This is a genomic window from Micromonospora antibiotica (genome assembly GCF_017599305.1).
Lineage (GTDB): Bacteria > Actinomycetota > Actinomycetes > Mycobacteriales > Micromonosporaceae > Micromonospora > Micromonospora antibiotica.
In genome coordinates this window covers 1-21,581 of record NZ_JAGFWR010000034.1, presented here as the reverse complement: position 1 = coordinate 21,581, position 21,581 = coordinate 1, and the positions used below count along the sequence as shown (strand labels likewise).

At 73.3% G+C, this 21,581-nt stretch carries 17 protein-coding genes; 8 read left to right on the top strand and 9 right to left on the bottom strand.

Going from position 1 to position 21,581, the window contains the following annotated elements:
* Positions 1-15: 15 nt before the first annotated feature.
* The 5 genes from JQN83_RS30630 to JQN83_RS30610 all read right to left on the bottom strand — a co-directional run bounded on the left by JQN83_RS30630 (position 16) and on the right by JQN83_RS30610 (position 5,541).
* Positions 16-1,083, bottom strand: a complete 1,068-nt coding sequence (locus tag JQN83_RS30630; RefSeq protein ID WP_208570634.1) for an ABC transporter ATP-binding protein — start codon at positions 1,081-1,083, stop codon at positions 16-18.
* Complete coding sequence (gene modB / locus JQN83_RS30625; RefSeq protein WP_307799933.1) at positions 1,080-1,889, bottom strand: molybdate ABC transporter permease subunit; 810 nt, start codon at positions 1,887-1,889, stop codon at positions 1,080-1,082. Before modB ends, JQN83_RS30630 begins: the two co-directional genes overlap by 4 nt.
* Positions 1,886-2,761, bottom strand: a complete 876-nt coding sequence (gene modA / locus JQN83_RS30620; RefSeq protein WP_208570633.1) for a molybdate ABC transporter substrate-binding protein — start codon at positions 2,759-2,761, stop codon at positions 1,886-1,888. The genes modB and modA overlap by 4 nt, the downstream gene beginning before the upstream one ends.
* A complete protein-coding gene (locus JQN83_RS30615) occupies positions 2,758-3,183 on the bottom strand; it encodes a TOBE domain-containing protein (RefSeq protein WP_208570632.1) in 426 nt (141 codons plus the stop codon). Before JQN83_RS30615 ends, modA begins: the two co-directional genes overlap by 4 nt.
* Before the next feature lie 294 nt (positions 3,184-3,477).
* A complete protein-coding gene (locus JQN83_RS30610) occupies positions 3,478-5,541 on the bottom strand; it encodes a M4 family metallopeptidase (RefSeq protein WP_208570631.1) in 2,064 nt (687 codons plus the stop codon).
* Between the two features lie 450 nt (positions 5,542-5,991).
* On the opposite strand from JQN83_RS30610, the gene JQN83_RS30605 reads away from it, so the two are divergent.
* From JQN83_RS30605 to fxsT, 6 genes are all read left to right on the top strand, one after another.
* Positions 5,992-6,894: a DUF4231 domain-containing protein gene (locus JQN83_RS30605; protein ID WP_208570630.1), complete on the top strand. Its 903-nt coding sequence runs from the start codon at positions 5,992-5,994 to the stop codon at positions 6,892-6,894.
* Positions 6,895-7,032: 138 nt separating this feature from the next.
* Positions 7,033-7,164: a PH domain-containing protein gene (locus JQN83_RS33975; RefSeq protein WP_279632934.1), complete on the top strand. Its 132-nt coding sequence runs from the start codon at positions 7,033-7,035 to the stop codon at positions 7,162-7,164.
* Positions 7,165-7,180: 16 nt separating this feature from the next.
* Entirely contained in the window at positions 7,181-9,460 is a 2,280-nt protein-coding gene (locus JQN83_RS30600; RefSeq protein WP_208570629.1) for an FxsB family cyclophane-forming radical SAM/SPASM peptide maturase, read from the top strand.
* 213 nt (positions 9,461-9,673) lie between these two features.
* A complete protein-coding gene (locus JQN83_RS30595; RefSeq protein ID WP_208570628.1) occupies positions 9,674-10,354 on the top strand; it encodes a TIR-like protein FxsC in 681 nt (226 codons plus the stop codon).
* Complete coding sequence (locus JQN83_RS30590) at positions 10,341-11,501, top strand: TIR-like protein FxsC (protein WP_208570627.1); 1,161 nt, start codon at positions 10,341-10,343, stop codon at positions 11,499-11,501. The genes JQN83_RS30595 and JQN83_RS30590 overlap by 14 nt, the downstream gene beginning before the upstream one ends.
* 2 nt (positions 11,502-11,503) lie before the next feature.
* Complete coding sequence (fxsT, locus tag JQN83_RS30585) at positions 11,504-15,412, top strand: FxSxx-COOH system tetratricopeptide repeat protein (RefSeq protein ID WP_208570626.1); 3,909 nt, start codon at positions 11,504-11,506, stop codon at positions 15,410-15,412.
* Here fxsT and JQN83_RS30580 read toward each other — a convergent pair.
* Together JQN83_RS30580 and JQN83_RS30575 are read right to left on the bottom strand one after the other, a co-directional pair.
* Positions 15,406-16,356: an alpha/beta fold hydrolase gene (locus JQN83_RS30580; protein ID WP_208570625.1), complete on the bottom strand. Its 951-nt coding sequence runs from the start codon at positions 16,354-16,356 to the stop codon at positions 15,406-15,408. The genes fxsT and JQN83_RS30580 overlap by 7 nt on opposite strands.
* A gap of 241 nt (positions 16,357-16,597) precedes the next feature.
* Complete coding sequence (locus JQN83_RS30575) at positions 16,598-17,569, bottom strand: helix-turn-helix domain-containing protein (protein WP_208570624.1); 972 nt, start codon at positions 17,567-17,569, stop codon at positions 16,598-16,600.
* Positions 17,570-17,676: 107 nt separating this feature from the next.
* On the opposite strand from JQN83_RS30575, the gene JQN83_RS33570 reads away from it, so the two are divergent.
* Positions 17,677-18,129, top strand: coding sequence for a hypothetical protein (locus JQN83_RS33570; protein WP_244253558.1), 453 nt, complete (start codon positions 17,677-17,679; stop codon positions 18,127-18,129).
* A 43-nt stretch (positions 18,130-18,172) separates the two neighbouring features.
* Positions 18,173-18,454 carry a hypothetical protein gene (locus JQN83_RS33565; protein WP_244253557.1) on the top strand — a complete coding sequence of 94 codons (282 nt, stop codon included), beginning with the start codon at positions 18,173-18,175 and terminating at the stop codon, positions 18,452-18,454.
* Between the two features lie 59 nt (positions 18,455-18,513).
* Here JQN83_RS33565 and JQN83_RS33560 read toward each other — a convergent pair whose 3' ends face one another.
* Together JQN83_RS33560 and JQN83_RS30560 are read right to left on the bottom strand one after the other, a co-directional pair.
* Positions 18,514-18,990, bottom strand: coding sequence for a hypothetical protein (locus JQN83_RS33560; RefSeq protein WP_244253556.1), 477 nt, complete (start codon positions 18,988-18,990; stop codon positions 18,514-18,516).
* A 509-nt stretch (positions 18,991-19,499) separates the two neighbouring features.
* Positions 19,500-20,861 carry a DivIVA domain-containing protein gene (locus tag JQN83_RS30560; RefSeq protein ID WP_208570623.1) on the bottom strand — a complete coding sequence of 454 codons (1,362 nt, stop codon included), beginning with the start codon at positions 20,859-20,861 and terminating at the stop codon, positions 19,500-19,502.
* Between the last annotated feature and the right edge of the window lie 720 nt (positions 20,862-21,581).

Sequence of the window (21,581 nt, the reverse complement as noted above, 5' to 3'; positions counted from 1 at the left end):
CCGTCGGCCCGGCGCTCAGGGTCCGACCGGGTACGCCCGGGTGTCGCCGGCCGCCACGCTCGCCCAGACCTGCTGCCCGGGGAGCAGCCGCAGCCCGGCGGCGGCGGCCGGGGTGACGTCGGCGACGGTGCTGACCGCCCCGGTGAGCTGCACCCGCAGGTGGTCGCCGTGCCGGTGCACCCCGGCGACGGTGGCCGGCCAGGTGTGCGGGGCATCGCCGTCGGGTCGGTGCGGGTGCAGGGTGACGGCGGTGGGTGCGAAGACCACGAAGGCGTCGCCGTCGAGCTGGTGGGCGGTCGGCACGGCGAACCCGTCGCCCAGGTGGACGTGCCTGCCGTCGGCCCGGCCCCGGTGCAGGTTCAGCCCGACGAGTCGGGCCACGTAGTCGGTGCGGGGCCGGGTGGTCACCGTGGCGGCGTCGCCCTCCTGGACCACCCGGCCGTCCTCGACGATGACCAGCCGGTCGGCCAGCGCCAGGGCGTCCAGCGGGTCGTGGGTGACCAGCACCGCCGCCCCGGCGTGGTCGGCGAGGTGGCGGTGCAGTTCGGCCCGGGTGTCGAGCCGGGTGCGGGCGTCGAGCGCGGCCAGTGGCTCGTCGAGCAGCAGCAGGGCCGGGTGTACGGCGAGCGCCCGGGCCAGCGCCACCCGCTGGGCCTGACCACCGGAGAGCTGCCGGGGTCGGCGTCCGGCTTGCGCGGCCAGGCCGACCCGGTCCAACCAGGCGGTGGCCCGTTCCCGGGCGGCCCGTCGGGGCAGGCCCTGCCGGCGGGGGCCGAAGGCCACGTTGTCCCGGGCGTTCAGGTGCGGGAAGAGCAGGTAGTCCTGGAACACCACGCCGACCGGTCGCCGCTCGGGTCGGACGAACCGCCGGGCGTCCGGCTGGTCCAGCACCACCGAGTCGAGGCGCAGCCGGCCGGCGTCGAGCGGCTGCAACCCGGCGAGGGCGCGCAGCGCGGTGGTCTTGCCGGCGCCGTTGGGGCCGAGCAGCGCGACCACCTCCCCGGCGGCGACGTGCAGCCGGACGTCCAGTCGGAAGCCGGCCCGGTCGACGACCAGGTGGCCGTCCAGCAGCGGGGCGGTCACGGGCCGGTGATCCACCGGTCGCGCAGCCCGGCGAGGATCAGCACCGACACGGTCAGCAGCACCAGGCTGAGCACGACGGCGGCCTCCACGTCGGTCTCCAGGGCCAGGTAGACCGCGAGCGGCATGGTCTGGGTGCGGCCCGGGTAGTTGCCGGCGAAGGTGATGGTCGCACCGAACTCGCCGAGCGCGCGGGCCCAGCAGAGTACCGCCCCGGCGGCGACGCCGGGGGCGACCAGCGGGAGGGTGACCCGGGTGAAGGTCGTCCACCGGCCCGCGCCGAGGGTGGCGGCGGCCTCCTCGTAGCGGTGGTCGACGCCGCGCAGCGCCCCCTCCACCGCGATGATCAGGAACGGCATCGCCACGAACGCCTCGGCGAGCACCACGCCGGTGGTGGTGAACGGCAGCGTGACCCCGAAGGTGGCGTCGAGCCAGCCGCCGACCGGCCCGCGCCGGCCGAAGACCAGCAGCAGCGCCACCCCGCCGACCACCGGTGGCAGCACCAGGGGCACGGTGACCAGCGCCCGCACCCACCGCCGGCCGGGAAACTCCACCCGGGCCAGCAGCCACGCCAGGGGTACGCCCAGCGCGAGGCAGAGCAGCGTGGCGAGGGTGGCGCACTGCACGGACAGCCGCAGCGCGGTGAGCACCCCGGGTGCGGTGAGGCGCGGTCCCAGCGCGGTCCACGGGGTGCGTAGCAGTAGACCGCCCAGCGGCAGCACCAGGAACAGCAACCCGAGGGCGGCGGGTACGAGCAGCGCGACCGGTACCCGTTGACCGGTGCCGCGTCGGCGGGTACGGGTGGTCACGGGCCTGCCGGCGGTTGGAATCCGGCGTCGGTGAGGACGGTCCGGCCGGCTGCGGAATGGACCAGCTCGACGAAGGCGCGGGCGGCCGTCGGGTGCGGCGCGTCGGCCAGCACCACGATCGGGTAGTCGTTGACGGCCTGCGCGGACTCGGGGAACTCGATGCCGTCGATCTCCCGGTCGGCCGACCGGGCGTCGGTGCGGTAGACCAGCGCGGCGTCGACCTCGCCGAGTTTCACCTTGGCCAGTGTCCCCTTGACGTCCTGTTCGAGGGTGACCGGGGTGACCCGGACGCCGGCCCGGTCCAGGGCGGTGGTCGCCGCCGCCCCGCACGGCACCTGGGCGGCGCACAGCGCGACCTTCAACCCCGGCCGGGTCAGGTCGGCCAGCCCGGCCAGCCGCTGCGGATTGCCCTGCGGTACGGCGATGACGAGCTGGTTGCGGGCGAAGACGGTGGGGGTGCCGGCGGCGTGCCCGGCGTCGGTGACGGTGGCCATGTTCCTCGGGGCGGCCGAGGCGAACACGTCGGCCGGCGCACCCTGGGTGATCTGGGTGGCCAGCGCGGAGCTGCCGGCGAAGTTGAAGGTCACCGTGCTGCCCGGGTGCTCGGCTTCGTACCGTCGGCCGAGGGTGGTGAACGGTTCGGTCAGCGACGCGGCGGCGAAGACGGTCACCGGGCCGGTCAGGTCCCCGTCGTCGGCCGGTCGGGTGCTGTCGACGCCGCACCCGGCCAGTACGAGGGAGACCGCGGTGAGCAGGCCGACGACGGTGCGGACCCGTCGGCCGCCCGCGCCGCCGCCGCGGTGCGGGTCGGTGGTCGGGCCGGTCGCGACGGGGTGGGCGGCGCGGTGCGGGTCGGTGGCGGGGTGGGTCATGGCTGGGCCCTTCCCCTGGCCGGGCCGGTGGGCGCGGGCCGCTCCACCACGACGGTGGTCGACTTGATCACCGCGACGGCCACCGAGCCGACCTGGAGCCCCAGCTCGTCGACCGCCTCCCGGCTCATCAGCGAGACGATCCGGAACGGTCCGGCCTGGATGTCGACCTGGGCCATCACGGTGTCCCGGACGACGGCGGTGACGATCCCACGCAGCCGGTTGCGGGCCGAGGAGAACTCGGCACCCTCGTCCGGGCCGGCGGACTGGGCGCGGACGAAGCCGGCCAGTTCCACCCCGTCGACGAGCCGGTGGCCGTGGTCGTCGCGATGGGCGGGCAGCCGGCCGGCGTCGACCCAGCGCCGCACGGTGTCGGCGCTGACGCCGAGCAACTCGGCTGCCTCACTGATCCGGAACACGCTCACCCGGTCACCTTAATGGCCCGCGTCTGCGGCCCGGAAGTGGGTAACACCCTTGCAGACGCGAGCGAGGGAACTGCATTCAACCCGCAGCCACGGGTGCCGGCGGGGAACCGGCTTCAGGTCGGCCGGTGAGCCGACCCGGGCCGGCCCGGGATGCCGGAGGTGGATCCGGGCCGGCCCCGAATGCCTGAGGTAGACCCGGGTCGGCCCGGGATGCCGGAGGAGCGGGTGGGGGTGGACACGCCGACGGCCGGCCGTCGCGGGTGGCGACGACCGGCCGCTGCCGGCAGTGTGGGGTCAGCTCAGGGTGAGCGCGGTGTCGTCCACCACGAAGGACGTCTGGAGGCTGCTGTCCTCCACCCCGCTGAACGAGATGGTGACGGTGCTGCCGGCCGACGCCGACACGTCGAAGCTGCGCTGCACGTAGCCACTGGCGGCGTTGACGTTGGAGTACGTCGCCAGGGTGGTGCTGCCGGCCTTGACGGTCAGCTTGTCGTACGCCGTGCTGCCCGACTCGGCCGTGTCGATGTGCAGCCAGAAGGACAGGGTGGCCCGGCAACCGGCCGGGATGCTCACCGACTGGGTGACGGTGTCGGTGTGGGTCGAGCCGTACCCGTTGAGCCACGCCTTGTACGAGCCACCGTGCGCGGCCTGGCTGGCCGACGAGGTGATCACGCCCGAGGTGGCGGTCCAGCCGGTGCCGCCGGACTCGAAGCCGGGGTTGGTCAGCTTCTGGCCCGAGCAGCCGCCCGAGGTCGGGGTGGGCGTCGGGGTGGAGGTCGCCGTCGGGGTGGGCGTCGGGGTGCCGCCGGTGCAGGTCGGGTCGGCGGACTGGGCCGGCACGCTCACCGCGTCCCAGGCGGCCTTGACCGTGTTGAACTCGGTGCAGCTGCCCGGGTAGAGGGTCTTGGCGGCCTGCAACGTCCAGGTGCGGTACTTCAGGTACGACGAGGTGGTCGTCTTGAGCAGCATCGCGTTGTACATGATCTTGATGGCCTTCTGGATGCCCAGACCGGTCACGGTGCTGCTGTTGCAGGTCGGGCTGGTCGGCTGCCCGTTGGTCGGGTTGCTGCCCATGGCCAGCAGGTAGAACCAGTGGTTACCGGGGCCGGCCGCCGCGTGCACCTCCTGGCTCGGGATGCTGCTGGAGTAGCAGTTGGCGTCGCCGAGCGCGGACGGGTTGTACATGTTGCGGATCGGCCCGCTGCCGACCAGGTTGATCTTCTCGCCGACGAGGAAGTCCGGCGCGTCGTAGGTGGACGGCTCGTTGGCGAACCACTCGGTGGCCGCGCCGAAGGTGTCGGCGACGAACTCCTGGGTGTTGCCCCGGGAGATGCCGCCGGGGGTGGTGTCGTCGATGCCGTGGCCGATCTCGTGGGCCACCACGTCGAGCGAGCCGATCCACTGCCCGGCGGTGTTCTTGCCGATCTGCACCTGGCTGCCGTCGTAGTAGGCGTTCTGGTCGTTGAGGCCGACCCGGATGGGCCACGCGCCGCCGCTGCCGTTCGCGCCGTTGCGCCCCAGCCACTGCGACAGCATCTTGTGCTCGGTCTGCGCCGAGAACAGCGCGTCGACGCAGCCGGTCTCCTTGCTGGTGCCGGTGCCGTTGCCCCAGACGTCGTCCGGGCCGGAGAAGGTGGTGTTGTTCGCGGCGTCCTGGCAGCTCAGGTTGGTGGTGCCCGGGTCCTTCAGCGAGTAGGTGCTGCCGGACTGGGTGGTGGTCAGGGTGACCGGGCCGTTCCACGCCCCGGTGCCGGTGCCCCGGACGACGTGTTCCTGGGTGCCCAGCACCGCGCCGGTGACGGCGTCCACGTCGACGGTCAGCCGGCTGGGGCCGTCCGCGCCGGTGCCGGTGACGGTGGTCTCCCAGGCCAGCGCGGGCCGGGCGCCGAGGGTGTGCACGACCAGCGTGGTGCCCTCGACACCGGTGACCTTGCGCAGTTGGGCGCGGGCGATCCGCTCGGCCGCCGTGGTGGTGAGCTTCGGTGTGGTCGACAGGTCGCCGATGCTCTGCTGCTGGGCGACGGAGGCGTAGGTGACCTCCCCGGTGGCGGTGGTCGCCAGGACGAAGTCGCCGCCGACCACGGGCAGGCCCCGGTAGGTGCGTTCGTACGGCACGTACTGCATGCCCTCGGAGGAGATGACCGGCCGCTGCACGAACGCGTCGTCGGCGCTGGCGTGCAGGTAACCGGGGCGGCTGGCGACCAGCGAGCCGGCTGCGCCGACGGCGGCGGCGCGGGCCTGGGCGGGGTCGGGGGCGGGGTGGGAGGGCGCGGCCTGTACCGCTGCGGTGGTGCCCGCGGCGATCAGGCCGGCCGCGACCGCGCCGGAGAGCGCGACGAGGCGGGGTGAGAGCTTCAAGGGGGGTGCTCCTGTTCTCGGGCGGCGCTGCGAGACCCGGTGGGGTCGCGCGCCGATGCTGCACTGAGGCGTGGTTGCGTCGGGCGGTCTCCGGGCTGCCGGCGGCCCGGTGGGGGTGACTGTCCGTCGCAGGTCGCCGGGGGTTGGCGACCGCTGGAGGCACGATCACACGGGTAGGCACCCATATCAATGGGTTGACCGGGGCAACCATCGGACACTGTCGTCGGTACGACTGTTGCCGCTCGATGAACGACCGTCATGCACCCCGCCCTGAACAGGTCGTCCTTTCCGGATCCTGTCCGGCCGACCGCCCCAGTTGATCGTTTTCGCCGGAACGCGCGGCCGATGCGCATACACCCGGTCGACCAGCAGTACGACAACGTCGTCATGTCCGTCGTGCTCGGCACAGCGGGCACGAGTCGGATGCGCGGGTCACCTACCATTCGGGGCGTGCCGGACATCGACGGAACTCTCGCCGCCGCCGAGGTGTGGCGGAGGCAGGGCATCTGGTCGCAGGCCGCCCGACGGGCCAAGCGACGGATCACCAGGGGACGACGGCTGGTCGCCGCGTTCACCGTCACCGCCGCCGTCGCCGGCACCGCGGCGGCCCGACTGGCCGAGCCCGCGCCCACCGCCGGTCGGGTGCTGGCACTCGTCGCCGCCACGTCCCTGCTGCTGGTGCCCGTGGCCGGCCGCGCGGCCTCCCGGGACGCGGTGGCGGCCTGGACCCGGTTCCGCGCGACCTCCGAGGCGATGAAGGCGGAACTGCACCGCTACCTCGCCCGCGTCGCCCCGTACGCCGACGCCGATGCCGACACCGTCCTGCTGCGCCGCCACGACCTGCTCCTGGCCGACGGCGGCGACCTGGTTGGACACACCCTCGACGTCGCGGCGGGGCGGCGTCCGCTACCGCCCGTCTCCGACGTGCCGAGCTACCTCGTCGAACGGGTGCAGCGGCAGGTCGAGGGCTACTACCTGCCGGCCGCCCGGCGGGCCGGCCGGTCCGCCGCGCGCATCGGCCGGGCCACGACCGGGCTGACCGTGCTGGCCGCACTGCTCTCCGCCGCCGCCGGGGTGCTGGGCGACGGGTGGGGCCTGACCGCCTGGGTGGGGGTGGCCGCGGTGGTCACCACGGCGCTGGTCGGCTACGGGGCGGCCCAGCGTTTCGAGCAGCAGCACCTGGAGTACGCCCGGACGGCCGACCAGCTGACCCGGTTGCGGACGACCCGCGCGGCCGGCCTGGGCTGGACCGACGACGACGCGCTCGTGGCCGAGGCCGAGCGGATCATCGCCCAGTCCAACGCCGCCTGGATGGCCAAGATGATCGAGGAAGATGGCGCTGCGCAGCAGTGACATGACGCGCTGTGGCGGATAGCATCATCGATATCTGTGATTGGCCGTCGACGTGGACGGACCTCCGTCCACTCCCGACACGAAATGGGGCCCCACGTGGACCGCACCCAACGCCTGTCCGATCCGTTCCCGGCGCCGATGAGCGACGTGCGGCGTACGCCACTCGGCCAGATCCCGGTCGACCGGGCCGTCGCCGTGGCCCGCATCGACGACCGCCGGGCGGCCCACCCGACCCGGGTCGACGTCGCCTCCTTCGGCTCGACGGTCTGACCTGGTCGACCCGCCCGTGCCTCCGGTCGCCCCGCTCAGCCAGTACGTCCTCAAGCTGACCAGCCGATGCGACCTGTCCTGTGACCACTGCTACGTCTACGAACACCCCGACCAGTCGTGGCGTCGTCAGCCCCGGTTGATGACGCCCGACACGGTCGAGGCCACCGCGCGGCGCATCGCCGAACACGCCGCCGACCACCGGCTCGGCACCGTCCGGGTGGTCCTGCACGGCGGAGAGCCGCTACTCGCCGGCGCGGCCCGGCTCGCCGCCACCGCCGACACCCTACGCCGGACCATCACCCCGGTGGCCCGGCTCGACCTGCGGATGCAGTCCAACGGGGTGCTGCTCACCCCCGAGATCGCCGACGTCCTCGTCGCCCACGAGATCCGGGTCGGCGTCTCCCTGGACGGCGACCGTTCGGCCAACGACCGGCACCGCCGCTACGCCACCGGTGCGAGCAGTTACGACCAGGTACGCCGGGCACTGGCCCTGCTGCGCCGCCCCGACTACCGCAGCGCCTACGCCGGCCTGCTGTGCACCGTCGACCTGGCCAACGATCCGCTCCGGGTATACCAGGCGCTGCTCGCCGAGCAACCACCCCGGATCGACTTCCTGCTGCCGCACGCCAACTGGGACCGGCCGCCCACCCGCCCCGACGGCGCGGCCACCCCCTACGCGGACTGGCTGCTGACGATCCACCGGCGTTGGCTGGCCGACGGGCGACCGGTGCCGATCCGGTTGCTGGAGTCCCTGCTGGCCACCGCCGCCGGGGGCAGCACCAGCACCGAGGCCGTCGGGCTCGCCCCGGCCGACCTGGTGGTGGTGGAGACCGACGGCACCTTCGAACAGGTCGACTCGCTCAAGTCCGCCTTCCACGGCGCGGCCGCCACCGGCCTGGACGTGTTCCGCCACCCGGTCGACGAGGCGGCCGCCCATCCCGGCATCGCGGTGCGACAGACCGGCCTGGCCGGCCTCTGCGCCACCTGCCGGTCCTGCCCGTTGGTACGCCGGTGCGGCGGTGGCCTCTTCGCCCACCGGTACCGCTCCGGCAGCGGCTTCGACAACCCGTCCGTCTACTGTGCCGACCTGGCCGCGCTGGTCCGCGCGACCACGACGCCCGCCGGCCCGGTGCCGGACCGGTCGGCCGACGCGCTGCCGTCCGCCGTCCTGGACGACCTCGGCTCCGGGCGGGGCGGTGCGGAGTCGACGGGTCAGCTCGCCGCCGTGCACCACGGCATCGCCCGCGCCCTGACGGTCGCGCTCAGCCCCGCCGCCACCGCCGACCCCGTCGCGGCAGCCGGGTGGCGGCTCCTGGTGGACCTGGACGTGGCCGCACCCGACGCCGTCCATACCGTGCTGACCCACCCCTTCGTGCGGCGGTGGGCCCAGCGGTGCCGGGCCGGGGAGACCGGTGAACTGCCCCACCTCGCCGCCGTCGCCGCCGCCGCAGCGATCCGTGCCGGCGTCGACACCGACCTCGTGCTGCCGGTACGGGCCGGCGCGGTGCACCTGCCGACGCTCGGCACGCTCGTCGTGGACACCCCCGTCGACACCATCGCCGTCGCCATCTGCGCCGGATCGGTCGAGCTGCGGGCCGGCCGGCGACGGATCCGGATCCGCCCACTGCGGGGGCCGAACCCGGACCGGTGGCAGCCGACCCGGACGGCGTACACCGGCGACGGGACCATCCTCCTGGAGGACACCGACCCGTACCGGGACTGCTTCGACCTGCCGGTGGCGGCCCGGCTCACCCCGGCGGTCGCCGACCGGTGGACGACGCAGGTCCGGCAGGCGGTGCACCGCCTCGACGCCGAGGCCGTCGGCTACGCCACCGGCGTCCGTGCCCTGCTGCGCGCCGTGGTGCCGCTGCGACCCGACCCGTCCGGCCGGTCCCGCAGCGCCGCCGCCCGGTCCGCGTTCGGCGCGGTCGCCGTCACCCCGACGGTCGACGCCGCCGCACTGGCGGTGCTGCTCGTCCACGAGGTGCAGCACCTCAAGCTCGACGCGATCCTCGACGTCTGCGACCTGTTCGACCCCGCCGACGCCCGGCGGCTGCGGGTGCCCTGGCGCGACGACCCGCGCCCGGTGGAGGGCGCGTTGCACGGCGTCTACGCCCACCTCGCCGTCGCCGACGTGTGGCGGCACCGCCCCGGGGCCGAGGCGGCGGCGCACCACCGGCGCTACCGGGAATGGACCGACGGCACGGTCGACGCGCTGCTCGACCTGGGCAGCCTCACCGCCGACGGCCAACGCTTCGTCCAGCGGATGCGTGCCACCCTGGACGACTGGCGGTGACCCCCGCCGGACCGGCCGGCGGGGATCGTCGTGGTGTGCGGCGTCGCCACCCGGTGCGCCGGGCACGGACCGGCCCGGGTGCCGGCCGACCCCGGCCCGGATGCCCGTCGCCGACGCCGCCGGACCCCGACCGGCAGGAACGGGACAGCGCGGAGTTGGCGGCGATCGATACTGTGGTCGGTCGGGAGTGGCGGCGCCGGGCGGGAGCGGTAGGTGGCGGAGGAACAGTTCCGGGAGGACGAGAGCGCCCCCGTGTTCTTCCTCAGCTACGCCCGTACCGGCAACCGGGTGGCGGCACCCCCACGGGACACCAACCAGAAGGTCTTCCAGCTCTTCGTCGACCTCTCCGACCACGTCGTCGAGCTGCTCGGCCTGGGCCCCGGACGAACGGCGGGTTTCATGGACCGGATGCTCGACGGGGGACAGCTGTGGACCGACGACCTGGCCTTCGCCGCCGGGCACTGCCAGGTGTTCATCCCGCTGATCTCACCGCAGTACCTGCGCAGCGCGTGGTGCGCCCGGGAGTGGAACGCCTTCACCCGGCGGCGGGTCGTACCCCGCCCGGACGCCGAACCGTCGGCGGGGGAGACCCCGGTGATCCCGGTCAACTGGTCGGTCGTGGAGCGTCGGCGGATGCCCCCACCCGTGTCGCAGCGGCAGATGTTCACCCCCACCCGGTTACCCTCGGACATCGCCCCGCAATATCACGAGGAGGGCATCTACGGACTGCTCAGCCTCGGCAGCAACGGCAAGGACGCCTACGACGCGGTGGTCTGGCGACTGGCCCAGCGGGTCGCCCGCGCGTACCGCACGCACTGGGTCGAGGCGGCGGTGCCGACCGATCTGCGGCAGCTGCCCGACCAGTTCGAGGAGGACGGGCATGACCTGGCCTGACCCCTCCTCCCCGGCGGGCGTCGTCGGGCAGGAGACCTACTTCTTCCTCAGCTATGCGCACTCCGTCCCGCTGTCCGACGCCGCCCGGCCGGACACCGACTACTGGGTCAGCCAGTTCTTCCACCAGCTCGCCGACGCGGTGCGGGAACGCGCCACCCGGCTCGGCCCGCTCGACGCGGGATTCTTCGACGGTCAGGTCAGCCCCGGCGTCGACCTGAGGCGGACGCTGACCAACGCGTTGAGCCTCGCCCACGTCTTCGTGCCCCTCTACTCACCGAACTACTTCCGCAACGCCTGGGCGCTCGGTGAACGCGACTCCTTCCGCAGCCGGCTGGTCCGGCTGGCGGCCGGCCGGGCCGAGCGGCACGTGCTGCCGGTGCTCTGGATGCCGCTGCCGTCCTGGGGGGACCGCCCCGAGACCGTCCAGGCGTTGGACCTGGTGGGTGACCCCGGCGACCGCGCCGACTACGCCGACAACGGGCTGCGGGCGCTGTGCAAGCTGAGCGCCTACCGCACCCAGTACCGCAACCTGCTCGGGGCGTTGGCCGACCGGATCGTCACGGTGACCGAGAACGAGCCGCTGGCCCCGTCCCGGGCGACGACGCTGACCAGCAGCCCGGTCCCCGACGGGCCGGGCGCCGCGCTCGTGGTCACCACCCTCACCGCCGACCGGGCGCGCTGGCGGCCCTACGGCGACCAGCACCAACTGGCCGTCGCCGACTACGTGGCCGCGACCGCGGAACGGCTGGGCCTGCCCACCCGGGTCGTCGAGCTGGCCGAGGCCCGGGACCGGGCCGCCAGCAGCCCGGCGGTGGTGCTGGTCGACGCCGGCGTCGGGGTGGACGCCGCCCGGTCCGCACTCGACGGGTTGCCGCGGTGGGCGGTCCCGCTCGTCATCGCCGCCGACCACACGCGTGGCGAGCCGACGCCCGAGGCGATCGCCGGTAGTTTGCAGGACGCCCGGTTCCCCTGGGTGCTGCCGGTGCGCACCATCGACGAGTTTGAGCGCTGCGCCCCGCTGCTGGTCACCGAGGCGCGTAAACAGTTCCTCCGGCACGGTCCGGTCGATCCGCCGCAGGGCCCGCACGACCCGAAGCCGACCCTGGGGGCGACCGGACCGTTCGACGTACGGCGAGGGAAGGCATGACGATGACTCCACCCCACGACGGCCAGGTCGTCACCTTCTACTCGTACAAGGGCGGCACCGGGCGCACGATGGCGTTGGCGAACACCGCCTGGATCCTCGCCGCGAACGGCCACCGGGTGCTCGTCGCCGACTGGGACCTGGAATCCCCCGGCCTGCACCGGTTCTTCGCACCGTTCCTCGACCCGGAGCAGGTCGCCTCCACCGGCGGGGTGATGGACCTGATCCTGGAGTACGAGTGGGAGAACGCCCGGCGCCGGCAGGAGGGCGTCGACACCCGCCCCGGCGACTGGCACCGGCAGTACGCCCGGGTCCACAAGTACGCCTTCTCGGTGGGCTGGGAGTTCCCCGGCGGCGGCACCCTGGACCTGCTGCTCGCCGGCCGGCACAACCCCGACTACGCGACCAGCGTCACCGGACTCAACTGGGAGAACTTCTACAACCGGCTCGGCGGGGCGCAGTTCTTCGACGCGCTGCGCGCGGACATGAAGCGGCACTACGACTACGCCCTGATAGACAGCCGCACCGGCATCAGCGACGTCGCCGAGATCTGCACCATCCACCTGCCGGACCTGCTGGTCGACTGCTTCACCCTCAGCGACCAGGGCATCGACGGCGCCGCCACGGTCGCCGCCCGGGTCCGCAGCTACGAGGGGCGACGGGCCCGCCGGGTGCTGCCGGTGCCGATGCGCGTCGACGAGGGGGAGAAGACCAAGACCGACGCCGGCCGGGCGCTGGCCATGCAGCGGTTCGTCGGGTTACCCAGCGGCATGACCGACCTGGAACGGCAGGACTACTGGCTCTCCGTGGAGGTGCCCTACCGGGCCTACTACGCGTACGAGGAGACCCTGGCGACCTTCGGCGACGTGCCGGGCAGCCGGGGCCTGCTGTCGGCGTACGAGGCGTTGACCCGGCACATCACCGGTGGTGCGGTCACCGGACTGCCCCGGATGGACGACGGGCTGCGGCGGCAGACGATCCAGCGTTTCGAACGCAAACCGGTGATCGTCGACGAGTTGATCGTGCTGCGGTACGTGCCGGAGGACCAGGCGTGGGCGGAGTGGGTGCAGTCCACGTTGCACGCGGTCGACCTGCGGGTGTTGGCCACCCCGCTGGGTGCCGCGGCGTCGGTGCCGGCCGGCACGCCCTCGCGTGAGCTGCACCTGGTCTCCCGGTCCTACCTCGCCGCCCGCCGGGCGCTCGGCGGGGCCGCCCGGCAGGCGGGTTCCCCCGTGCTCGCGTTGCATCTGGACGACACCACCCCGTCGGTGGACACCCCGCCGGGAAGTTGGGCCACCGTGCACGAGCGCGGCGTCTCGGCCGCCGCCGAGCAGGTGTGGGAACTGGTCGGGCGGTCCGTCGACGGCCGGAACCGGCCGGTGCCGGCGACCCGCTACCCGGCCGTCGAGCCGATGGTCTTCTACGCCCCGGCGCGTAACGTCCGCTTCACCGGCCGGGATGGCCTGCTGCTGGCCCTGCGGGAGGAGCTGAAGACGGCGGCGCGCGAACGCGTCCCGGTGGCGCTGCGGGGTGGCGCGGGCATCGGCAAGACCCAGGTCGCCACCGAGTACGCCTACCGCTTCCACGGCGCGTACGACGTCGTGTGGTGGGTGGACGCGGACCCGGCGCAGTTCATCGACGTCCGCTTCGCCGACCTGGGGCGGCGGCTCAACCTGCCGGACCTGCAGCACGTGCCGGACAACACCCGGGCGGTCCGGGACTGGCTCAGCCACGGCGGCGGCCGGGGTGCCGACGAGCCGCCGTTGCGCTGGCTGGTCGTCTTCGACAACGTCGACCAGTACGACCACGTCAAGGACTTCCTCCCCCAGGGCGAGGGGCACGTGCTGGTGACCACCCGCAACCCGGACTGGGGTGACCTGGCGCGGGCGGTCGACGTGGAGGCATTCCAGCGGGGCGAGAGCGTCAACCACCTGATCGGTCGTACCGGCCGTCGCGGCATGACGGCCGCCGAGGCGCAGCAGGTCGCCGAGGCGGTGGAGGACGTCCCGATCCTGGTGGCGCTGGCCGGGGCGTGGCTGGCGGAGAGCCCCGACTCGGTCGCCACCTACCTGGCGGGCCTGGCGCGTACCGGCCCGGACAGCGACGTGTGGGGCCGGTCGCTGGAGGGTCTGCGGGAGCAGTCCCCGGGCGCCTACCGGCTGCTGCAACTCGGTTCGGTGCTGGCCCCCGACATCGCCCTCGACCTGCTCTTCAGCGACCAGGTGGCGAAGGTCATCGCCCCGCACGACCCGTCGGTCGCCGCGCAGGTCACCGACCGGGTCTCGGAACGCGACATCGCCGCGGCGCTGGTCCAACGGATCAACCGGCTCGCCCTGATCAAGGTGGACCTGCACGCCCAGCGGGTGCAGATCCACCGGCTGCTCCAGGCGGCGCTGCGGGCCCGGATGTCCGAGCGGGAACTGGCCGAGGTCAAACACGACGTGCACCGCATCCTCGCCGGTTCCCGCCCCTCGGGTGAGGTGGACGACCCGGTCTTCCAGGTCCGGTACCGGCACCTGTGGCCGCACCTGGACGGCTCGGACGCGGTCTCCTGTCACGACGACACCGTCCGGCAGCTGGTCATCGACCGGGTCCGGTACATCTTCCTCAACGGCGGTTTCGCGCAGGGCGCGCAGTACGCCGGGGAGGTGGACACGACCTGGACGACGATGCTCGATGGGCTCCCCCCGGATACCGGCGCGCACCGGGCGCTGCGCGTGCAACTGCTCAACCTGCGCTTCAACCGGGCCAACCTGCTGCGCAGCCTCGGCCGCTTCGAGCAGGCCCTGGCGCTCGACGAGGACACCCTGCACCAGCAGGAGGAGCTGATCGGCCAGAGCCACCCCTACACCCTGATGACCGCCGGGGGGTACGCGGCGGACCTGCGGGCCCTCGGCCGTTACCGGCCGGCCCTGGAGCGCGACCTGCGTACCCACGGGGCCTGCGTGGAGGTGTTCGGCGAGGACCACCGGCGGACCCTCAACGCGGCCAACAACCTGGCCGCCTCCCACCGGTTGGCCGGCGACTTCACCCGGGCCCTGGATCTCGACGAGGCGACCTACCGTCGGCTGCGGGTGGTGCTCGGCCCCGACCACCCACGCACCCTGCTCTCAGCTGGCAACTACGCGCGCGACCTGCGGGAGACCGGCGACTACCAGGGTTCGGTGGCCCTGCTGCAGGACGTGATCGAGGGCTACCGGCGGCTGTTCGGCGACCAGTTCCGGGAGCTGCTGATCAGCCAGGCCAACCTCGCCACGTCGCTGCGCAGCACCGGCCGGATCGCCGAAGCCGGCCGGCTGCTCGACGACGCCCACACGCGGCTGCGGGCCACCCTGGGGGCGGCCAACCCGGACACCCTGCTCAGCCGGTTGAGCCGGACGGCCAACCTGATGCTCCAGGGGGACGGGGCGCAGGCCCGCGCGGAGCTGGAGGAGGTGCAGCAGACGCTCGCGGAGGTGTTCGGGGCGCGGCACCCCTACACGCTGGTGTGTGAACTGAACCGGGGGGTGGCGCTGTGGGACATCGGTGAGCAGGACGAGGCGTACGCGCTCACCGTGTCCGCGGCGGACGGGTTACGGGAGGTGCTGGGGCCCGAGCATCCGTTCAGCATGGGCGCGGACAACAACCTCGCCGTCTTCGCCATCCTCACCGGCCGGGACGAGGAGGGCTTCGCCCGGTTGCAGGCGGTGGTGGACCGGTTGACGGCGGTGTTGGGCGTCGACCATCCGGACACCCTGCGCAGCCTGGGCAACCTGGAGACGGCCCGACAGGCGGCTACCGGCGGGACGGTCAGCATCGGACGGATGCGGCTGGCCGACCGGCTCGCCGACCGGATCGGGCAGGAACACCCGAGTGTGGTGGTGCTGCGCGCCGGACGGTACGTGCGTCGGGTCCTCGACCCGCACCCCTACTGACCGGGGCGGGCCCCGATGAGCACGTCGGTGCCCGTCGGGGCCTGCCCGTCGACGAGCCAGCGCAGCATGCGCGGGAGCTGCTGCATGGCGTCGAAGTGGGCCGCGCCGGGCTGCACCTCGATCTCGGCCCCGGGGATCCGGGCGGCCAGCCACCGGCCGTGGCTGGCCGGCGCGAAGGTGTCCTCCTCGCCGTGCCACAGGCGTACCGGGGTGACCGTGGTGTCGATCGCGTCGAGGTCGAACTTCCAGTCGCGGCGCAGCGCCAGCACGTCGTCGATCCAGCCGTACGGGCCGGCCCGCAGCGCCTCCTGATAGGTGTCGAAGATGATCCCGCGCAGTGCCGCGTCGTTGATCGCCCGGCGGTCCGGTGGCCCCATCTGGGTCATCAGCTCCCGCAGCAGGAACCGGGGGTCCTCGGCGGCCCGGGCGGCGCGCTGGCGGATCTCCTCGACCACGATCTCGGTGTCGTGCCGACCGTCACCGAAGCCGCGCTGGTTGTCGCGGTTCATGCCGTCGAACCAGTCCAGCCCGATGGCCTCCGACGGCGCGAAACTGACCAGCACCGCCACCCGGCTCACCCGACCGCGGAGGCGCTCGTCAGCGGCGCAGGCCAGCGCGTGCGGCCCGCCCCCGGAGCGGCCGGCCACCGCGAACCGGCGGAGCCGGAGCTGGTCGGCGATGGCTTCCACGTCCCGCGCGGCGTCGGCCACGTCCCGACCCTCGAACCGGTCGGAGTCGCCGTATCCGGGGCGGTCGTAGGCGATCAACCGGATCCCCATCCGATAGAGCACGATGCCCCGGGGCTTCGGCCCTCGCCGGCTGCCGGGTGTGCCGTGCATCAGGAAGACGGGGAACCCGTCGGGAGCACCGGACTCCTCGTACGCCACCCGCTTGTTGTCCGCACGGTGGGCGTATCGCGGCCCAGGCTCACCTTCTCGGGTCACTGCAGCCTGCCTTCCAGTGCCACTACCAGCCGTTACTCGCGATTTGCATCGAGCAGCTACGATGGTTTCCGTCGGCTCCGCTCAGCCTTCGAGCCTAACGGTCGAGCCCGCCGCACCGCTATGCCGAGCCCGACAACAGGCCGGATCTGTCGGAAGCGACACCTGTCGGCCAGGGCGGGCCGGCCGTGCGGGCCGCCTCCGACCGCCCGCCCGCGCCGCCGGGGCGCCCCGGCGGCGGTGCTCAGCAGGCCAACGGTCGGATATCCGTCGGCGCGTCGACCAGCGCGGCACGCGGGTCGGCGTACCGCCAGTCGACCCGGTACTGCGCGCGCAGCCGGGGCCGGGACACCACCCACCGGTACGCGACCCGCCCCTGCCCCTCCCGGCGGTCCGGGTGCACCTCGACGGTCGACTCCGAGGTGAACGAGGTCTCGGAGCCCCAGACCGTCGGGCCGGTCTCGACCGGAAAGTCGAGCCGGATCACCAGGTTGCGGGTGGGTAGCCGGATGTCACGCTGCAACCAGTCACCGAACTTCCACGCCGGCACCCGGTAGGCGTAGTCGACGACGGTGCGCTGCCCGGGGTAGAGCGGCATCGGGGTGCCCCCACCGTCCAGCAACAGGACGATCTTGAGAAAGGCGTCCCGGCTGCGACTCACCCGCCATCGCATCGGTTCGGCCTGCTCGGTGCCGATGGTCGCTCGGAAAGCCACCTCGTCGATGGTGAGCGGGTGGTGGCTGTGGAAAAGAGCGGACCGGGCCGGATCCTCGGGGAACCGGTCGATGTCGATCTGCACGGTGTGCCGGGTGATCGGCTCGGTGCCCACGCTGTGCAGCACCCGGCGGAACCGGCACTCGTACACCCCGTCCACCAGGGAGAGCATGGCCTGCTCGTCCTCGATCACCAGGTGCGAGCCGGCCGGTGGCGGCACCGCGGTCGGGCCGAGTGCCGAGCGGCGTCCCCCCGACCCCCGGGCGTCGGCGAAGGTGACGTACTGCTGCCAGATCCGGTTGCCGCTGTCCAGCACCAGCTCGACCCGACGGGCGAACTCCTCGGTGGGCTGGTGCCGCCCGTTCTCGATGTGACTGACGTACGAGGGGTCGAAGCCGGTGCGTTCGGCCAGCTCCTTCTTGGACAATCCCCGCTGGCGTCGCCAGTGGGCCAGTTCCCGCACGAATTCCGCCGCCGCATCGTCCTGTGTGGAACCGCCCATGCCCCCGTCCTCGGTGTCGGGCCTCAAGTCTGTCCCACCGACGGCATCCGCGCCAGGGGTGCCCGCCGACCGACTCCGCCGCCGCCGGCCCTCCGGCAGCGGGCAGGATGACCACCATGGATCCCGCCGTACGCCGCTACCTCGCCGACCTGGTCCCCTGTGCGCGGGACGTGCTCGGACCGGAGCTGGTCGGTGCCTACGCGGCCGGTTCGGTGGCGCTGGACGCCTACCGGCCGGGCCGCAGCGACGTCGACGTGGCGCTGGTCTGCCGGGGCACCCTGTCCCGACGGACCAGCCAGGCCCTGGTGGACCGGCTGCGTCACGAGACCCTGCCCTGCCCGGCGCGCGGCCTGGAACTGGTGACCTACTCGCGGGAGGTGGCCGCCTCGGGCACCCCCGAGCCCGGTTTCGAGGTGGAACTCAACACCGGGGCGCGGATGTCGTCGCGGGTCACCTTCACGCCGGCCGACCGGCCCGCCGCCGACGGCCACTTCTGGTACGGCCTGGACCGCAGCATCCTGCACCAGCGGGGGTTGCCGTTGGCCGCCGCCAGCCGGTGAGGTCTTCGCCGAGCTGGCTCCGGGTGACCTGCGACAGTTGCTGGTGGCGGCGCTGCGGTGGTGGCTGGCCCGTCCCGCCCCGCCCGGCGACGGCCCCACCCCCGGCGCCGAGGACGCGGTCCTGGCCGCCTGCCGCGCCCTGGTCCGGGTCCGTGACGGCGACTGGCTGTCGAAGGTCGCCGCCGGCCACCGGGTGATCGCCCTCGGCCGCGAACCGGAGCTGCTACGCCGCTGTGTCCGCGCCCGCGACGGCGGCCCACCGCCGACCGCCGCCGAAGCCCGCGCCTTCCAGCAGCAGATCCTGGCCGAGATCACCGCCGGCTGACCGGTCACCACGGCACCGGTGGCGGCCCGACGCTCGACGTCGGGCCGCCACCGCCGGGGTCACCGCCGCAGCAGGGCGAAGACCCCCCACCCCAGGTACTCCCGCCGGTACCGCACGTGCCGGACCGGGTCCTCGGTCAACTCCTGCCGGAACCCCTCGGCGAGGTCGTCGTCCGGTTGGGCGTCCAGCCAGCGGCGCAGGGTGAGCCAGTGCGCCGCGGCGTACCGGTCCCAGCTGTCCTGGTCGGCGAGGACCATCTCGACCACGTCCCACCCGTGCGCCTGGACCCGGCGAATCAACCCGGGCAGGTCGTCGAAGTCGTCCCGGGCGGTGGCGTGACACGCGGCGACGGTCTCCTGGTCCGGCGGTTCCCGCCGCCAGTACGGCTCCCCGACCAGCAGCATCCCACCGGGCCGCAGCGCCCTGGCCAGGATGTCGATGGTGCCGACGACGCCCCCACCGATCCAGGTGGCACCGACGCAGGCGGCCACGTCCACCTTCTCGGGATGGACGTACCCGGCGGCGTCGTCGTGCACGAAACGGACCCGGTCGCCACGGCGAGTTCGACCGCACGACGCCGGGCGGCGGCCGTGAACACGGTGCTGAGGTCGACACCGGTGCCCCGGACCCCGTGCGTACGTGACCAGGTGCACAGCAGTTCACCCTTGCCGCTGCACAGGTCGAGCAGGGTGTCGTCGGGGCGGAGCCGGATCGCCCGGCCCAGGGCGGCGAGCTTGTCGTCGTCGAACGGGTTGAGGATGCGAAGGTCGCCTTCGCGGATGACGAAACTACGATCGAGGTCCATGTCGGTGACTCCAGGGGTGCGGCAACGGACGCGGGGAGCGGACGGTCGGCACGCGGAGCACGGGCACGGAAAACACCTCGATCGGGGGACGTGGTGACGGGCCGTCAGGCTACGTCCCCACCGGCCCGGAGCCCAGCGATTTCGCCCCGGGTGGCCCGCCACCCGGCAGTTCCAGGGCCATGGATGCCTGCGCGACACCACCGGAGCCCAGCGATGTCACCCCGGGTCGCCCGCCACCTCTCAGACGTTGGTCGGCACCCGGTCGGCCGGCGGCTCGCTGACCGCCGCGTCGGCAGCCGGCTCCGCAGCCGGCTCGGCAGCCGGTCGGGCCGCCACCGTCGGATACTCGGCGGTCTCACCGCCCCCGGCGGCAGCCGCCATCACCGCGGCGGCAGCCAGGTCGGCGACCCGCTTGGCCTCCCGCTGCACCCGGGCCCGCACGTCCTTGGCGTGCCGCTCCACACTCTCGGCGGCCTGCCGGGCCTCGTCCAACCGTCGGTTCTCCGCGGTCAGGTCGCGCCGGACCTCCTCCAACCGCTGTCGGGTACGCACCAACTCCCGCTCGACGGTGTCGCCCTCCTGCTGGATCTCAGCCAACTGCGCACGGGCCGTGTCCAGCTCACCCTGCACCTCGGTGAGGGACTTCTGCCGCTCGGCGATCTCCCGCTGCACCGTGGCCAGTTGCTCCTGGTGGCTGCTGGCCTGCTCGTCGGCCCGCTGCCGGACCTCCGTGGCGTACTGCTGCGCCTCGGCGATCAGCGCGGCGATCTGCTGCTCGGCGGCGCTGTGCTGGTTGGTCAGCTCCCGCTCCGCCGCCGCCCGCTGCTCGCCCAGTTCCTGCTCGACGGCGGCGCGTCGCTCGCCGACCTCCCGCTCCACGGTGGCCTGCCACTGCGCCAGCTCCTGCTGGCTCTGGGTCCGGGCCGCCTGGATCTCCTGCTGGATCTGGGTCCGCGCGGCCTTGGTCAACGCCTCGGCGGCGGCCCGGGTCTGGGTGATCTGCTTGGCGGTCTGTTCGCTGATCCGCTTCGCCTCCTGCTGGGCCCGCTCGTGGGCGGCTTCCCCTTCGGCCCGCAGCTTCTCGGCCCGCTCCCGGATCTCGGTCAGCTCGGCGTCAGCCGTCGACCGGCGCTGCTCGTACGCCTTGTCCTGCTCCTCGCGCCGGGCGGTCAACTCCTCATCCAGGTCCCGCAGCGCCTGCGCGGTCCGGTCCCGGGCGTCGACCAGCGTCTTCTCCGCTTCGCCCTGGAGCTGGTTCGCCCGCTGGGCGGCCGAGTCGGTGATCACCGCGGCCTGCTTCTCGGCCAGGGCGAGGATCTGGTCCACCATCGGGCCGAGATCACGGAAGGACGCCCGGTCCACCTGGGCCGGGCGTTGGCGCAACTCGGTCAGCTCCGCCTGCAACCGTTGGATGTGCGTGGTCAGCCCCTGGATCTGGCCGGCGGCCCGGGCCCGGTCGGCGGTCAGTGTCGACAGTGCGCCGTCCATCTGTTCGACGTAGCGGTCCACCTGCCGCTTGTCGTAGCCCCGCAACGCGAGCTCGAAGCTCGGCCGTGACGTCCCGTCGTCGCGCGACGCGTACGACTCCTCCCCGGTGGACATAGAGCCAACCTCCGTACTCCTCGGCGATCCAGGTCCGCGTGGGCGACTCCGCGGGCCACGACGGGGCGAAACACTACCGGCGACCGGTGCCGCGGGTGACCGGGCCCCGAGCGCGGTCCACGCACCGATCCGGGCGGGACGGCGGCTCATCCACACGGTCGCGTTCCGGTCGGGTCAACCGGCGGCCGGCGGTTGCCCTGGCCGGTGCGTCCACCGTGCGCACCGGGTTTTGTCCTTTCGGCCCACCTGGCCTCGTCCCCGTGGACTTCCCGCAGCTCAGCGCGGGTCAACAGTGGAGTCCCGCCGGCCGTTCCGGGTGGTGTCGGGGCGCCCGGCCGCAGGTGACCGGGGGTGTGGCCGGGAACGCACCTGCTGGATTTGACGGTCAACTCGGCGAGCGCGTAACTTTCTCTCTGTCAGCGCGGAACGGACGCACCGGGGTGAAAGCCCCGAAGGCCGGAGCGCTACCACTGATCTCAGGAATGCCTCCCGATCGACCGAGGGTCGATTTGGTGGGCAGAGAGCAGTCGAGTAAGGTGAACAACCGGCAGGGCACCGGGCGAGCGTGCGGGAGACCGCAGCGGCCGGCTTGTCGATAATCGCGATGGTTTCCGGTGTGAGCCGGGGGGTTTCGTGGTGTGTGGGAATTGTGGTTGAAGTGGTGTTGATCGTGACAGAGCGGTTTGACACGGCGGATACCACCGGGTAACGTAGTAAAAG

Excerpts from the sequence above, each read along its gene's own strand:
- modA (WP_208570633.1), bottom strand. The coding sequence starts at position 2,761 with ATGACCCACCCCGCCACCGACCCGCACCGCGCCGCCCACCCCGTCGCG.
- JQN83_RS33975 (WP_279632934.1), top strand. The coding sequence starts at position 7,033 with ATGAGCGACGTGCGGCGTACGCCACTCGGCCAGATCCCGGTCGACCGG.
- JQN83_RS30590 (WP_208570627.1), top strand. The coding sequence starts at position 10,341 with ATGACCTGGCCTGACCCCTCCTCCCCGGCGGGCGTCGTCGGGCAGGAG.
- fxsT (WP_208570626.1), top strand. The coding sequence starts at position 11,504 with ATGACTCCACCCCACGACGGCCAGGTCGTCACCTTCTACTCGTACAAG.
- JQN83_RS30575 (WP_208570624.1), bottom strand. The coding sequence starts at position 17,569 with ATGGGCGGTTCCACACAGGACGATGCGGCGGCGGAATTCGTGCGGGAA.
- JQN83_RS33570 (WP_244253558.1), top strand. The coding sequence starts at position 17,677 with ATGACCACCATGGATCCCGCCGTACGCCGCTACCTCGCCGACCTGGTC.
- JQN83_RS30560 (WP_208570623.1), bottom strand. The coding sequence starts at position 20,861 with ATGTCCACCGGGGAGGAGTCGTACGCGTCGCGCGACGACGGGACGTCA.